Annotated in this window: 15 protein-coding genes; 4 read left to right on the top strand and 11 right to left on the bottom strand. The window is 41.2% G+C overall.

Features of this window, described 5'->3' with window-relative positions:
• Positions 1 to 6: 6 nt before the first annotated feature.
• The 4 genes from MKY34_RS10270 to MKY34_RS10255 form a co-directional block, all read right to left on the bottom strand.
• Positions 7 to 1,581 (bottom strand): DUF6583 family protein, encoded by a 1,575-nt coding sequence (locus MKY34_RS10270; protein WP_342515066.1) that lies wholly within the window; start codon positions 1,579 to 1,581, stop codon positions 7 to 9.
• 211 nt (positions 1,582 to 1,792) lie between these two features.
• On the bottom strand, positions 1,793 to 3,010 hold the full coding sequence (locus MKY34_RS10265) for an argininosuccinate synthase (RefSeq protein WP_342515065.1): 1,218 nt from the start codon (positions 3,008 to 3,010) through the stop codon (positions 1,793 to 1,795).
• Positions 3,011 to 3,175: 165 nt separating this feature from the next.
• Entirely contained in the window at positions 3,176 to 4,558 is a 1,383-nt protein-coding gene (gdhA, locus tag MKY34_RS10260) for an NADP-specific glutamate dehydrogenase (protein WP_342515064.1), read from the bottom strand.
• 655 nt (positions 4,559 to 5,213) lie between these two features.
• Positions 5,214 to 6,497, bottom strand: coding sequence for a glycoside hydrolase family 18 protein (locus MKY34_RS10255; RefSeq protein ID WP_342515063.1), 1,284 nt, complete (start codon positions 6,495 to 6,497; stop codon positions 5,214 to 5,216).
• A 190-nt stretch (positions 6,498 to 6,687) separates the two neighbouring features.
• On the opposite strand from MKY34_RS10255, the gene MKY34_RS10250 reads away from it, so the two are divergent.
• A complete protein-coding gene (locus MKY34_RS10250; RefSeq protein WP_342515233.1) occupies positions 6,688 to 7,287 on the top strand; it encodes a spore coat protein in 600 nt (199 codons plus the stop codon).
• 410 nt (positions 7,288 to 7,697) lie between these two features.
• On the opposite strand, the gene MKY34_RS10245 is transcribed toward MKY34_RS10250, so the two are convergent.
• Entirely contained in the window at positions 7,698 to 8,606 is a 909-nt protein-coding gene (locus MKY34_RS10245) for an RluA family pseudouridine synthase (RefSeq protein WP_342515062.1), read from the bottom strand.
• Between the two features lie 143 nt (positions 8,607 to 8,749).
• Here MKY34_RS10245 and MKY34_RS10240 point away from each other — a divergent pair, with 143 nt between their 5' ends.
• Positions 8,750 to 9,409: an HAD-IB family hydrolase gene (locus MKY34_RS10240; protein WP_342515061.1), complete on the top strand. Its 660-nt coding sequence runs from the start codon at positions 8,750 to 8,752 to the stop codon at positions 9,407 to 9,409.
• Between the two features lie 64 nt (positions 9,410 to 9,473).
• Here the strand turns inward: MKY34_RS10240 and MKY34_RS10235 are convergent, their stop codons facing one another.
• The 3 genes from MKY34_RS10235 to MKY34_RS10225 are packed head-to-tail and all read right to left on the bottom strand — an operon-like array spanning position 9,474 to position 10,772.
• Complete coding sequence (locus tag MKY34_RS10235; RefSeq protein ID WP_342515060.1) at positions 9,474 to 9,788, bottom strand: SMR family transporter; 315 nt, start codon at positions 9,786 to 9,788, stop codon at positions 9,474 to 9,476.
• 2 nt (positions 9,789 to 9,790) lie between these two features.
• Entirely contained in the window at positions 9,791 to 10,138 is a 348-nt protein-coding gene (locus MKY34_RS10230; RefSeq protein ID WP_342515059.1) for a multidrug efflux SMR transporter, read from the bottom strand.
• 58 nt (positions 10,139 to 10,196) lie between these two features.
• Positions 10,197 to 10,772: a TetR family transcriptional regulator gene (locus MKY34_RS10225; RefSeq protein ID WP_342515058.1), complete on the bottom strand. Its 576-nt coding sequence runs from the start codon at positions 10,770 to 10,772 to the stop codon at positions 10,197 to 10,199.
• Positions 10,773 to 11,042: 270 nt separating this feature from the next.
• On the opposite strand from MKY34_RS10225, the gene MKY34_RS10220 reads away from it, so the two are divergent.
• Positions 11,043 to 12,239 (top strand): malic enzyme-like NAD(P)-binding protein, encoded by a 1,197-nt coding sequence (locus tag MKY34_RS10220; protein ID WP_342515057.1) that lies wholly within the window; start codon positions 11,043 to 11,045, stop codon positions 12,237 to 12,239.
• 183 nt (positions 12,240 to 12,422) lie between these two features.
• Positions 12,423 to 12,677, top strand: coding sequence for a hypothetical protein (locus tag MKY34_RS10215; protein WP_342515056.1), 255 nt, complete (start codon positions 12,423 to 12,425; stop codon positions 12,675 to 12,677).
• 387 nt (positions 12,678 to 13,064) lie between these two features.
• Here the strand turns inward: MKY34_RS10215 and MKY34_RS10210 are convergent, their stop codons facing one another.
• The 3 genes from MKY34_RS10210 to MKY34_RS10200 form a co-directional block, all read right to left on the bottom strand.
• Positions 13,065 to 13,778 (bottom strand): DUF421 domain-containing protein, encoded by a 714-nt coding sequence (locus MKY34_RS10210; RefSeq protein WP_342515055.1) that lies wholly within the window; start codon positions 13,776 to 13,778, stop codon positions 13,065 to 13,067.
• Positions 13,779 to 13,925: 147 nt separating this feature from the next.
• Positions 13,926 to 14,183, bottom strand: a complete 258-nt coding sequence (locus MKY34_RS10205) for a PepSY domain-containing protein (RefSeq protein WP_342515054.1) — start codon at positions 14,181 to 14,183, stop codon at positions 13,926 to 13,928.
• Positions 14,184 to 14,310: 127 nt separating this feature from the next.
• Entirely contained in the window at positions 14,311 to 15,048 is a 738-nt protein-coding gene (locus MKY34_RS10200; RefSeq protein ID WP_342515053.1) for a hypothetical protein, read from the bottom strand.
• Between the last annotated feature and the right edge of the window lie 142 nt (positions 15,049 to 15,190).

Raw genomic sequence — 15,190 nt, 5'->3', positions numbered from 1 at the left:
CATCCTTTAAAGATCGGATAATTCCCCTTGGATTTCACCCATTACTCCATACATCCAGCCTTCAAACTTCGGCATGAAATTGATTTCATAGTACTTCATAATCTCATCGATATCCATGTCACCGAGATTGACTGTATCCTCAGTTTCCTTCGGCATCTCTACTTTCTTCACAACTTTTCCTTGTTGCTTCAAGATGAGATTGAACATATTTTCGCCAATACTTTCTTCACTAATAGTAAATTCGTGATTCGCTTTCACAGAATCCTTTTCGTGCGTAGCTGTACCGCTCCAAATAACTGCAGGGTCGATGTCTCCATCTGTAAAGCCAAATGACCGTGTAAATGTCCGCTTCTTCCCTTTTAATGCTTCTTTACCTTTATAGATGAACTTCATATCATCCATCGTCAACGAAATCGTATCATCCGACTTTTGGTCTTTCCACGTCAAATCGCCTTCTGTTTTCAGGATTTCCTCATCACCATAAGAATCTTCAAAGGTAAAGGTATAATCCCATTTCTGATTCGTCTTTTCAAGCAATTGCGTACCTTCCACAGTCAAGGTTTCTACGTCGTCCTTTTCATCTCCCGCAGAGAACGTAAATTCACGTTTGACAATGATATTTGAATCGTGCCATATCGTCGATTGAACCCCGTTCGGAATGCTAGCGGCATCCACTCCATCAATGGCTTCTGCCAATAAGTCATCGAACTCTTCCATCGTATCTTTTACTGCCAAGCTCGAAACTTCCTCACCAAACGTTCTAAATGCGATCTGCTCTTTTATAGCTTCTTTCAATTTCTCATCATCTTTTGCTTTTTCAAAGATTTTTTTATACAGTGTCTTGACTTGTTTTTCAGATAAATCCATCACAACTTTTGTTGTCTTTTTCTTTTGTCCGAAAATATCCAATTCTTCTTTCTCACTTGAAAAGGCATCTTCCGGAATCTCTTTCACAATATACTCCACATACTCCGTCCCGATATATGTACGTAACTCTTCAGCAGCTAGAAAGTTATCATCAAATAAATAGGAAAGACCTAATTTTTCATCACCATCGTAATCCTCGTCGGCTTCTTTCATCAGCTTTCCAAAATCCGCATCATTAAATTGAATATAATCATCCATAAATGGGAATGTAAACAAGACTTTCTCTGGTGTCCCGAACAGTGTTACAAGTTTCGTAGACACACTTCCGAACTCCCCACCCAATTCAAATTCCAGCTCTTTTTTCACAGGATCCTTTACTTGTTTCATAGACAAAGCAACGCTATTAATAATACTTTGAATTTCCTGCATCTCATAATCAGCAGCAGGATCATTCCACTCTGCAGAAAGATCGTACGTTGTTTCAACTGGTTTCTCTCGTTGAACCTTCGACCAGTTCACCTCATTTTTATAACGATCGTCAAATAAAGTCTTCATTTCTTCAACGGTTTTAGACTCTGCTAAAAAGTACTGTACTTTCGGTGATTTATTTAATATGAAAAATGCCGATGCGCTACCACCTACGACGACTAACGCCGCAACCGCCAAAATAATTAATAGCATAGGTGATTTTTTCTTCGTTGCTACTTGTTCCATTTACTTTTCCTCCTTGCAGGTATTTCTTGAATGACAGATATACAATTAGAATTTTCCTTCATTCATATTTTTCCATACTATCATAGCTATTAAAATAAGAACGGAAAAATACGACCAATCCTTACAAATGATTACTTATCACCAACACCTTATACCTACAAAACTACCAAAAAGACCTTCCACCAATTATGGCAGAAGACCCTCTCGTTAATTATTGCTTACTTTCAATTCGCTCTTTCTTATTCACCGTACTATGCACTTCCGTTGGTAAGCCCCATAGTTTGATAAAGCCTATTGCTGCCGCTTGATCAAACTCATCATCCGCTGTATACGTTGCCAGCTTTTCATTGTAAAGAGAGTTTGCTGACTTTCTTCCTTCAACAATGGCATGCCCTTTGAACAGCTTCACACGAACCGTTCCATTCACGTATTGCTGTGTGTCTTTTAAAAATGCTTCTAATGCATTGCGCAACGGTGAAAACCACAGACCATTATAAATTAGTTCACTTAGCTTATGTGAAATCGTCGGTTTGAAATGAGCGATATCTTTCACAAGCGTAATATCTTCTAGTTCTTTATGTGCTTTCAATAGCGTGATGGCCCCCGGGCACTCATACACCTCACGTGATTTAATCCCTACAAGACGGTTTTCTACGTGATCAATTCTTCCAACACCATGTTTACCAGCGATGTCATTCAACTTCAGGATGAGCTCGCTCAATGGGTATTTCACGCCATCAATGCTAATGGGTACTCCTTTTTCAAAGTCAATTTCAATGATATCCGCTGTGTCAGGTGTATTTTCTAGAGAAACCGTTAAATCATAGGCGTCTTCTGGAGGTGCAGCCCATGGATCTTCCAAAATGCCACATTCATTGGCACGGCCCCAAAGATTTTGGTCAACTGAATATGGGCTATCAAGATCGATTGGAATCGGAATATTTTTCTCTTTGGCATAAGCAATTTCCTCTTCGCGTGACCAGCTCCATTCACGAACAGGCGCGAGGACTTCTAATGATGGATCTAGTGCTTTAATCGCTACCTCGAAACGCACTTGGTCGTTTCCTTTGCCCGTACAACCATGCGCAACTGCTGTGGCATGTTCTTTATGTGCGACTTCAACGAGTTTTTTCGAAATGAGCGGACGTGATAATGCGGATACGAGCGGATATTTCTCTTCATAGTAAGACTGGGCTTGAAGTGCTAGCAACGCATATTCTTGTGCAAACTCTTCTCTTGCATCAATGACATAACTATTCACTGCACCGACTTGCAAAGCTTTCGCTTGTATAAAACTCAAGTCTTTCCCTTCTCCTACATCCAAGCATACGGCAATGACTGCGTACCCTTGATCTGTCAACCACTGCACCGCTACCGAAGTATCTAAACCACCTGAATAGGCTAAAACCACTTTTTTCTTTTCCATCACATATGTCCCCTTCCACTCGCCCGGATGAATGTTTATGCATCTATTTGTATTTTTATAATAACATATTTTCAAATTAACACAACGGTTTTTTTCAACTTTTTCAAACCCAAAAACGTGCCTACAGGAATAATCCCCATAGGCACGTTTTCCATATATTATTCGTACTTAACTCAAACCATGCGCAACCATTGCATTGGCGACTTTCAAAAAGCCCGCGATATTCGCACCGACTACTAAATTCCCCGGATGGCCATAACGTTCTGCCGCATCCAGACAGCTATCATAAATGTTTTTCATAACGACATGAAGTTTCTCATCAACTTCCTCTGCCGTCCATGCTAATCGCATGCTGTTTTGCGACATTTCCATTGCAGAAACAGCAACACCACCAGCATTAGCCGCTTTTGCTGGGCCAAATAACACACCATTCTCTTGGAATAATGCCATCGCTTCAAGCGTACAAGGCATATTCGCTCCTTCACCAATTGCCTTTACGCCATTGGCAACCAATCGATGCGCTGCAATTTCATCTAACTCATTTTGCGTCGCACAAGGAAGCGCAATGTCACACGGGACAGACCAAATTCCTGAACAATCAGGATGATACTCCGCCTCCATATGCTCTTTTACATATTCCGAAATCCGTTTATTCTCTACTTCTTTCAATTGCTTGATCGTATCTAAATTGATGCCATTTTTGTCGTAAATATAGCCACTAGAGTCACTGCACGCAACGACTTTCGCACCTAATTGTATCGCTTTCTCCATAGCATATGTTGAAACGTTTCCGGAACCCGAAACGATAACCGTTTGCCCATCAAAACGCAACCCTTTTTCTTTTAACATTTCTTCAACGAAGTACACAGTTCCGTAACCTGTTGCTTCTTTTCTTCCAAGACTTCCGCCATGCGCTGGGTCTTTTCCAGTCAAAACACCTGCTTCATAACCGCCTTTTAAGCGTTTATACTGCCCGAACATGTAACCAATTTCTCTCTTTCCAACCCCGATATCGCCCGCTGGAACGTCCTGGTCTGGACCAATATACTTGCTTAGTTCCGTCATGAAGCTTTGTGTAAAGCGCATGATTTCCCGTTCTGATTTCCCTTTCGGATCGAAATCAGATCCCCCTTTACCTGCTCCAATCGGTTGACCTGTTAACGCATTTTTGAAGATTTGTTCAAACGCAAGGAACTTCATAATACTGCTATTAACAGAAGGGTGGAAACGAATACCGCCTTTATAAGGCCCTAAATCACTATTAAATTGAACTCGGAAGCCTCGGTTCACATGGACTTTTCCTTGATCGTCTTCCCATGCAACACGGAATGTAATGATGCGTTCCGGTTCTGTAATGCGCTCTAGTATGCCATTTGCAATGTATTCGGGATGTTGGGAAAATACAGGGCGAAGGGAGTCAAAGATTTCTCGAGTTGCTTGTAGAAACTCTTTTTCGTCTGGATTTCTCATCTTCACTAATTCATAAACTTCATGAACATAGTGATTAGCCCTTTTTTTATTATCTGTATGAACTGACTCCAATTTAGTCATTCGCACTCATCCCTTTCGTAAAAAAATACTATATGTTAAAGGAGAATCTCCTTTATCAATCAACTATTGATATTGCGAGAAAATTTATTCATTTTTTAGTATTATCGCTGAAAATATGAATATATACAACCAATTTTTATCTGTGAGTCAATAATTATACTACATTGTGTCATAATTATGTATAGAGAAGAAAAAAAATGTTTACTTATTTCTGAATAGGGGGTATTATTAGTTTATTCGAACAGGTTGATTTTCGGGAGCGCCATACATAGCTCACCCCGGGGCAAATGTTTGAAAATTACTTGCTGACAGAAAGAGGGAGAGTATTATGAAAATCAACAAAATGGTTCGCGGATCCTTAGGTGGAGTTGGAATACTCATATTGACTTTCACTTTCCTACCCGTCCTGCTTGTGAACCCCGACATTGAATTCTTTCAAAACTGTATTAACTATCTAAATCGAGATTAACTAGTTAAAAATGAACCGACTGTGGTAAATCACAGCGGTTCATTTTTTGGTTACGGCTAGTTTTCAGACACTTTTCTAACTAGATAAACGGAAATAAAAAATCCCACTAACAACGCTCGGCGCTTCGGCGACCGCTTGTAAGGTGCTTTCGCTGGATAATAGATAAAAATCATAAGTTCAGCCTAACTAGATTTTTCGAATCGAAAAATTATCGGTCAACAATAACCAGTTTTGCGGGAATGCTAGACCGAGCTTCCAATACATGATACCGCGTAAGTTAAACTCTTTAAGCAAATCGAATTTCGCTTGGATACTACGCGCATCCTCAAACCACACTTCATGGTGTGCCCCCATATCGTCTGTATACGTGAAATGCGGAGCCTGTGCGACATAATCATAGTCAATGTCTACTTCATGTCTAACCGCAATCGCCAGTGCTTGCTGTGGACTCAGTGCCTTCGCAGGTGCACCACCTTGTGGCGGAAAAGGTGCCGACCAATCATAGCCATATAAATTTTGCCCTAAGAAAATTTTCTCCCTCGGAATTTGACTAACTGCATATTCCACAACGCCTCGAACGGGACCAATTGGGCTGACCGGCTGTGGCTCGCTGTAAGTATATCCCCATTCATAGGTCATAAGGGTAACAAAATCGACGATTTCTCCATGCGCTTTATAATCATGCGCTCCGTAAATGCCTGTCTGAATATCGCTCGCTTTTGGCGCAAGTGCTGTCGACAATGTCAGCCCTGCTGGATGGAAACGATCTCTTGCACGGCGTAAAAAATTATTATAAAGCTCCCGGTCTTCTGGATGAAGAAGCTCAAAGTCAAAATGAATATCTTTATAACCGACCTCATTAGCAACTTGCAGCAAATTATCGAACAAACGATTTTGAACCGCTTCGTTTGTAAATATGACATGTGCGAGGTCCGCATTGAAAGCAAAATCCTCTAAATTACTAACAACAAGCGCATTCGCCGCTCCAGCAGAACGAGCAATATTTGGTATATCAGCAATCGACGGCGCTTTCAATGAGCCGTCTCGCTGCACTTCATAGCTAAACATGGCAAGATATGTGAGCGCATCGACCCTTCGTCTTACTTCTTCAATCATCGTTTGACTAACCGGCGTTCGTGGCTCCACATAGAGCAATGATTCAGCCGTTTTTTTCGGTTTGGGTGGAATATAGAGGCGTTGTCCAATCTGCAACATACTTGAAGGCGATATACCATTGATTGTAGCTAATTCGTTGACCGTCATTCCATACATTTGTGCAATCACCGTCAGCGTTTGCCCTGGCTGTACCCAATGATAACTGCCCGTAATTGGAATAACCAATGCTTGCCCCACAACAAGGCGTGAAGGATCAGGTATTTCATTGGCATTTGCAATCGACTGATAGGTGATACCATAAGCTTGTGCGATACCATATAGACTTTGTCCTTTTTGAACTACATGAATTTGCATACTTATCATCTGCCTTTCATTGACAAAAATGTCCTCTCTCTAAGCCTATTTTTGTTAGAAAGGAATTATGACAATTCTAAAAAAACGGTATGAATCCCATTTCATCATCCATACTACTGTCGATTAAAAATAATCAACAATAGGAGGATATGTAGTGACGCAAAATCCATTCGATCAAACACATGCAAATATGCAAAGTGGGCCCGTCTCACAACACATGAACCATGGTGGTCACGAACTGTTTGATATTCATGAAGCATTATCTTGTACAGTTGCTGCACTTAACCAAGCATTATTATTTCGCCAACATGTCAAGGATCCCGAGTTATTGGATATCTTAGATCGCCAATACCGCTTCACATTGGACGAATATAATATTACAGTCGAATGTTTTAAAACAGGACAAGACCCTTCTCATCCGACTCAAACGTATAAAATGGCAACAGGCAATGATTTTGTCTATGGGATGAAGCAAACGCCACCGACAAAACCGATTCAGTCTGCAGCAGAAATATCTGACCAAATCATTTCAGGCTTTTTACTGAGCGCTGCTAAAGAAGGCGCAACAGGAAAAGCGACTGCTGCGCTTGAAACGTGCAATCCAGTCGTTCGGAGAGTACTCGCCGACTCGATTCCCAACTGTATTGAAATGGCCTACGAACTGGCGATTTACCAAAATAAGCATCATTATTATCAAGTGCCACAACTCGGTCAACAGGATATGCAGCAATTGTTGAATTCATTCGCTACAGTTGGTCAGCCCGCAATGCCTAATCATACGATTCAATAATATAAGAATGGCGCTGGAGCCTAGACGAAAACAAAAACGCAGGGCGCCTGCTTTTTAGAAGAACGCTGTCTAAGTTCGCGACGTCCTGCCGCATCGTGCGGGCCTCAGGCATAAGGCAAGTCGACGGCGTGGCGGTCTTTGCCACAGAGTCGGCTTGCCTTTCAAGGAACACAGTCTAAGTTCCCCGCGTCCTGTGCGGCAACGACTGCATGACTCATATCCTGTGAGCCTCCAAGCATCTGACGCCTGGAGCCTAGACGAGAAATCTCTATATGCTAACTTATCCACAGTACGAGATTTTATAATTTCCTAAGTAATAAAAAAATCAGGTCCCCACTGCATACTTAGTGGAGACCTGATTTTTTATGTGACATCGATTAGTCCAAAATCGAATAGATAATTTACTTCCGTTATTTCACTTTCGCAGAAAACGCCTTCGGCACGTCCGCTTGATAACGAACGAGTTCGCCACTACGTGGGTGTAGCAATGCTAATCGAGTTGCATGAAGCCCAAGTCGCTTAATGGGATTTCCAGTCGCTCCGTATCTTTTATCGCCAACAATTGGATGGCCAATGTCTTCCATATGAACACGGATTTGATTTTTACGTCCTGTCTCGAGTTGAACCTCTAGCAATGTAAACAGTTTGTTCGATTGGATTTTCTTGTAATGGGTAATCGCATGCTGACCACCATTATCCGTCGGGTTGGAATAGACTTTAAAGGTTTTGCTTTCCTTTAGCCACGAAGAAATGGTCCCTTCTTTTTTTCTTACCACGCCTTCAACGAGTGCCGTATATGTGCGTTCCTTGACGACTTCATTCCAATTCGCCTGCAATGCTTCTTTCACTTCTTCACTTTTGGCAAATAGCATAACACCTGACGTATCTCTGTCCAGTCGATGAACGATAAAAATGCGATTGCGTGGGTTATCATTTTTAACATAATCGGTAATTTGTCGATACGCAGTCATTTCCGCTTCGTTTTTCGAAGCCATAGATAGTAGCCCTGCATCTTTGTTAATGACAATGATGTCTTCATCTTCATGCAAAATGCTGACGCCTGTTAGTGTATTTTCTTTTATGGCTGCTTGATTTTGCATGATGCTAACGCTTTGACCAGGTTGAAGCGGATGATTATGCTGTTTAACCATCTTGCCGTCTACAGACACTTGTCCACGTGTCAGAATGGATTTCACCGAATTCCGGCTATTTTTCTTCATATTTTCCAATAAAAAAGGCAGTAACTCCATTGGTTCTTTCACTGTATAAACGGATGTACCCGCTTTTTTACTTACTGGGCTTTTACGATTTTTTTGCATAGTTAAAACTCCTCACTCTCATCTTTCATTATCCTCAAATTGCCTCCACAATACAAACCCTGTATGATTGCGTAAAGGAATTAATTTCATTTATCCCAAGAATTATCTACATAAAGTTCAATACTCGAGAAAAGGTGATTATTATGCGTGTTGCAATATTCGATTTCGACGGAACATTATATGCAAACGAGACATTTCAACTGCTAATGGACCATTTAAAAAACCATCCCGTCCACCATCCAAAATACAAACGATTTTACAGAGCGATCCTTCGGCCTTATATTAGTCACAAAATGAAACTGATGCCTGAAGCTAAAATGAAAGAACGTTCCATGCAAATTTACTTAGATGCACTCGATACATTATCCAAAGAACAACTCGATAGCTATTTCGAGGAATTGGCCGACCCGGTGCGACAAGGCTTTAACGTAGATGTCGTTGCCCGTTTGAAACAGCATGTTGCTGACGATGTTCACATTATGCTCGTTTCTGGCGCTTATACACCTCTCTTATATGCCGTCACAAAAGAATTAGGTTTCCATACAATTATCGGTACAGACGTCCCATTAAACGGACAACACATCGATCGACAAACACCTGTTTACCACGTCCACGGCAAACGAAAAAATGAAAAAATTAAAGAAGCACTTGCTGGCAAAGACATCGACTGGCAAAATAGTTATGCCTATGGAGACAGCTTTTCAGACATTCCAGTCCTTGAACTCGTCGGAAACCCTGTCGCTGTACGACCTGAACCACGATTACAGGCGTTTGCGCAAGAACGTCAATGGGCTATCTTATAAAAGTCAATATCTAGACAAAAAACGAAGCCGCTAAATGGCTTCGTTTTCTTGCTATATAAATGCATTAAGACAATGTTTTCAAACCGATGACACCGACAACAATCAATGCCACACTGGCTATACGTCCCACGCTTTTTGATTCTCCAAAGAAAATCATATTGATCAGAACCGCCCCAGCCGTCCCGATACCAATCCACACCGCATATGCAGTACTCACTTGTAAATACTTAAAGGACATATACAAAAATGCAAAAGCGCCACCAAATCCGCCCGCATATAAAAGACCGCTACCGATTGTTTTTTTCTGACTAAATTTTTTCAGCCCAACAACGCCCAAGATTTCACTGACTGCCGCCAAGAATACAAATAACCAACCCATGTTTACGCAATTCCTTTCGTCGCATTATTCTCTTCTTTTTCATCCGCTATTTTCAACCCGATTACGCCAACTACTAGGATCACGATGAAGAAAATTTTTCCCGCGCTCAGACTTTGACCAAAAAAGAATACATCCATCAAAGCGGTACCTACCGTTCCGATTCCCGCAAAAATAGCATAAACGGTACCTGTTGGTAGATTTTCACACGCTTTCGTTAAGTAATGAAAATCAATAAATATAAAAGCAACGATAAAAATCCAATGCCACCACTCACTCGCCACGTTAAAACCAAAAATCCACACCAATTCAAAAAAACTTGTCATCGCGACATAAAACCACGACTTGCTCATACATAATCCTCCTACCTTGTGACTGACTGTCATTCATTTTATACTAAAACAAGCGACTTCAGCATTGAATGCCGAGTGCATGTTTTAAAAAGTCATTCAGCTCTTGCTTTTGAATGCGCGCCTGATCCTCTTGCTCCGAATCGTAAAGATAAATTTGTTCAGCAGCTGATTCAACTAAGCCAATAATGAGCTTCGCAGTACGATCTACATGAATCGATTGTCGGATAACTGCGGCATCCTTCGCTTCTTGTAAACGTTCGCTAATCCATTTATAAAAAGGGGCATACACCATTTCCCATTCTTTTAAATGTTCCGTTGAAGCAAGACCCGAGTAAATAAGCGCTTGAATTTCGTGATATTCCTGTGTGACAAGAAAAATAGCATCCACAAGCTGTTCAAGTTTCACAGAAAATGTTGCATCCTCTTGTACAGACTCCTGTACAATCGCCATCGTCTTTTCTACCATCACTTCCGCAATTGCGGGCATCAATGACAGTTTAGATGGAAAATACAAATAAAAGGTACCTTGTGCAATGCCTGCTGCTTTGACAATATCCGAAATCTTCGTTTTTTCAATTCCTTGTTCGCGAAAAACGGCAATCGCTGCATGCACAATCGCTTCTTTTTTATTCATCCCAATTCCCCTCTCGCTCCAACTGACTGACTGTCATTCATTTTATAGGAGTGCTTTTATTTTTGCAAGAGCAATAATTTTAGACAGTGTTTTCAAATTTTTTTTACATAGCTGTCTTCTTTTATGAACATGATAACAAAGGGAATGAAAACGCTTAACTTATTACAATCTTCTGATTTAACAGAATTCAAACACTTGCGTTTTTAGAGAAAACATGTTAATAATTTATAACTATACACAAAAAAATCTGTGTGGAATGGGGTATGTTCAATGACAAGAGGGTATAACACTTCTTTAGAGATGCATGGGATTCACAAGGGGAAAATGGAAACCATCTCTAAAGTTCCGCTCGATAACAGAGTGGATCTTAGTTTAGCTTATTCTCCGGGAGTAGCTGAGCCATGTTTAGAAATCGCCAAAAACCCCTCTGCCGTATACGAGTATACCATCAAGGGGAATTTAGTAGCAGTTGTAACCGATGGGACCGCTGTATTGGGTCTAGGGGACATCGGTCCTGAAGCAGCTCTTCCAGTAATGGAAGGGAAAGCACTGTTATTAAAAAGATATGCCAACGTCGATTCGTTTCCAATCTGTTTGAACACAACTGATGTCGACGAGATCGTCCAAACGATTAAAAATATTAGCCCAACATTTGGTGCTATTAATTTGGAGGATATTTCAGCTCCACGTTGCTTTGAAATTGAACAAAGACTGCGTGAAGAATGTGACATTCCCGTCTTTCATGACGACCAGCATGGAACTGCAATCGTTGTCGGTGCTGGTTTGTTAAATGCATTAAAAGTCGTCAATAAAAGCATGAAATCCGTGAAGATTGCAGTCAATGGCGCTGGGGCCGCTGGGATTGCAATCGTCAAACATCTTCGGAATCTTGGCTTTGAGCAAATCGTTATCTGTGATTCTAAGGGGATCATTTATAAAGGGCGACCAAACGGCATGAATGCAACAAAGCATGAAATCGCCGAAATCACAAACCCTCACGGTTTAACTGGCTCATTACAAGATGCCATGACAGGTGCGGATATCTTTATTGGTGTATCTGTTGCGAATCTATTAACAAAAGAGCTCATCGATTGTATGAATGCTAATCCAATTGTCTTTGGGCTTGCGAATCCAAATCCAGAGCTTGCACCTAACAAAGCTGAAGAATATGGCGTTCGTATCATTGCAACAGGACGCTCAGACCATCCAAACCAAGTAAACAACGTCCTTGCGTTCCCTGGTATTTTCCGAGGGGCTCTCGATGTTCGTGCAAGTGAAATCAACGAAAGCATGAAGTTGGCAGCAACATACGCCATCGCCTCTTTAATCGATGAGGCTGACCTAAGGGATGATTATATCATTCCAGATCCTTTCGATGAGCGCGTTGTTAAAGTCGTTGCACACGCTGTAGCTGAAGCCGCAATTGAATCAGGTGTATCAGAAATTAAGGAATGCGTAGTCCAGTAAAATGTAGGGGTGTTACATGGACTCAAAAACTGTCCCAGAAAGTCAGTGAAGACGACCTTTCTGGGACAGTTTTTTCCTTATATATCACGTCTATTGATTAGCCAAAATAGGCACTTTGTATACAATTGTTTTCGGATTGCTTTGGATCGAACAATTTCTATACGATTATCGAGGTATCTTTGTGTGAAGGGATGTGACCTTGTCACATCCCTTCACACTTTCTTCGATAATCGTATGGTGATTGTTCATCCGTCGCTCTCCAAAGACATGGGTATACAAAGTGCGCATGCTTTTTTGGAAAAAAGAATTGTTGGCTTTTTATATAGGGTGGCGGCCAAAGATACAATTTTGGCCGCAGAAGCCTTTGCAATGGTCTTTTCTGCTGTTATTGTAGGAAGCTTCACTGTTCTACTAGATTTTCTATATTCAGAAGCCTAAGCCTAGCTACAAGTAAAAAAGGAACGCATTGTTCAATGGGAAAGAGTGCCCGAAATTGTATCTTCGGGCACTCTTTATAGAAAGTCATCTTATCTTTTCTTTCCAAGCAACCACATTTTTCACTTAACTATTGGAGAGTCGCGACAGGTAATGATTCGCAACAGCATTATGAAAACGAGTGTGTCTAGAAATGACGCAGTCATTTCTAGACACACTTACCCTTCAAACAGGAGGAATTGTATTTGATTCCTCCCCGAAAGCGGAACGGAAATAGTTCAGTAGAAATGAAGATGTAAAGCATTTCTCATCAATGTTTTATGCAAGTAAATGGTTAATCAACAGGCGTGCTTATATATATAACTGGAACTTGTTCACTCGGCATTTACCCTATTCCTTCTCAGGCTGCACATCAATATGAAGACTGCCATCCGTCTGTATTTCTGCGTAATACACCTGTTTAACTTGACCAATGCCTTGTTTTTTCAGTTGGTCGTAAACCCACTCTTCGGTCAAATTTAGTTCAGTCAAATTCTTTTTCACGATTTTCCCATCCGAAATGATTTCAGAGGGCATATACTTAGGCTCAGGTGCTGGAGCATTGACATCTTTCTTTGTCGCTGGCTCTTGATCCGCTTTCTTCAAAACACTCAAATTTCCGTTCGTTTCCAATATGGCATAATACACTTCTTTAATCGAAAAAATACTTTGTTCCCGCAACATCATATTCAAGTCATTCAAATGAAGTCGTGATTTCTTCATAGCCTTCTCTACTAATTTCCCTTCATATACCACAATTGTTGGCTGATCATCTAAAAGTACACGAGCCCTCTTAGATTTAAGTGCTATATAGCTCATCAATAACGTCAGCACCGCCCACCAAATCATTGCGATAATTCCATCTACAAATGCGGTTTCATACTGGGCTGCGATTTCTGCTGCAATCGAACCGATTGTAATTCCTGTTACGTAATGGAAAAATGTTAACTGTGAGATTTGCTTTTTCCCCATCACCCTTGCAAGAATCAATAAAACAAGAAATGCCATTGTCGTTCTAAATAATGTTTCCCAGAAATGAATCTCCAGTAATTCATCCGTACCCATCCGAACTCACACCTCCGTTATACGGAAAGTGTTCCACCATTACCGAATGCCTATACATCAGGATTGTTTCTTGTAGTTACGCACGAATAAAAGGCTGTCCCCACTCACAATGAGAGAGACAACCTTTTAAACCGTTCTTTATTTAACTCAATCAAGTTTTACTTTTAGAATCGCGCCTGTATTCGCATCTACTCGCACTTCATACTTCCGACCATCAGCCGTCCGAACGTCTACTTCATACACTAACATTCCATCTTCATAATCCAACTCCGCCTTCACGACTTGGCCTGGCACTCTTCCAACTGCGATCGCCATCGCCTGTTCGATTGAAATTCTCCGATATCGTGGATTCTGCCAATGATTTGCCCAGTACTCGCTCTCGCTATGTCGATGCTGATTCGTCACCCATTTCCCTCCAATTCAGTAATCCTTACATACTATTCATCCACGGAAAATAGGTTCCTATTCCAAAAGAAACAAGCACCAGACATCTATCGCCAGGCGCTTGCTTCGAGATATAACTCTATGTGTTTCAATCTATTTTCTCCTGCTTCTCTTCCGGTTTTGGATTCATCCAAAAGTGAGTCATCGGTTGTTCTAATCCTGTCATTCGTTTCGTTAAATAGGCAGACATCGTATCTTCGATTTTCTTCGTCAACATATTTGTACGCTCGTAAAGTATAGAGCGTAGCTGTTCCACTTGCCCTAGCATTTTGACCATCGTTCCCTGTTGAGCGTCTAATCTGCCCACAACAGCTTGCTGGGCGTCTTCCTGCTGCGCTAATTGTTCGGATAATGCTTGTTGGTGGATGAACTGCTCACTGACCTTGCTCGCAAGTTCTTCATCAGTCGCTATACATAATTCAAGGCGCTCTGCAATGTCCTTCGTTGATGCACATAAGTCCTGAATCTCCACACTTCGCTGCTGATTCAATGAGTGTTCGTCTGTCAACATCTGCTGTAAGGATTGGTGATCAGTCGCTAGTATTGCCATCGATTCAAGCGTCTTCTTTTCAAAATGCGCTTGATGGTCAGCTCTTTTTTGCAGTGTAAACAGACGATTTCGGATTGTTTTTAATTGACTCGATTGTGCCCTTTTCTGTTCATTCATAAGCGTTTCTAATAGGTTAAGCTGCCGATGGATTGTATCATTTACTGCTTGTTGCTCCTTCATCCATTCCGAGAACGTATCAGTTTGGGAACTCGTTTGATTAGTCACTGACGTGGCGGCCATGTTTTGATAAACATCTGGATGCTCTTGATGATTCATAAACAACGCCTTCGATTCCCCCTTGTCGTATTATCCTATGCTAACACTAACAAGGGTGTCTCTTAATCAATTACGCCATGGCGTAATTGTGTCCAGATTTTTTCGAGCCCGCTCGAAAAGCTCCTTTGAAAATCTGTGACAT

This window comes from Sporosarcina sp. FSL K6-1522, from assembly GCF_038622445.1.
Taxonomy (GTDB): domain Bacteria; phylum Bacillota; class Bacilli; order Bacillales_A; family Planococcaceae; genus Sporosarcina.
Note: the sequence above shows the minus strand (reverse complement) of the source record. Positions and strands in the feature narration are given on the sequence as shown.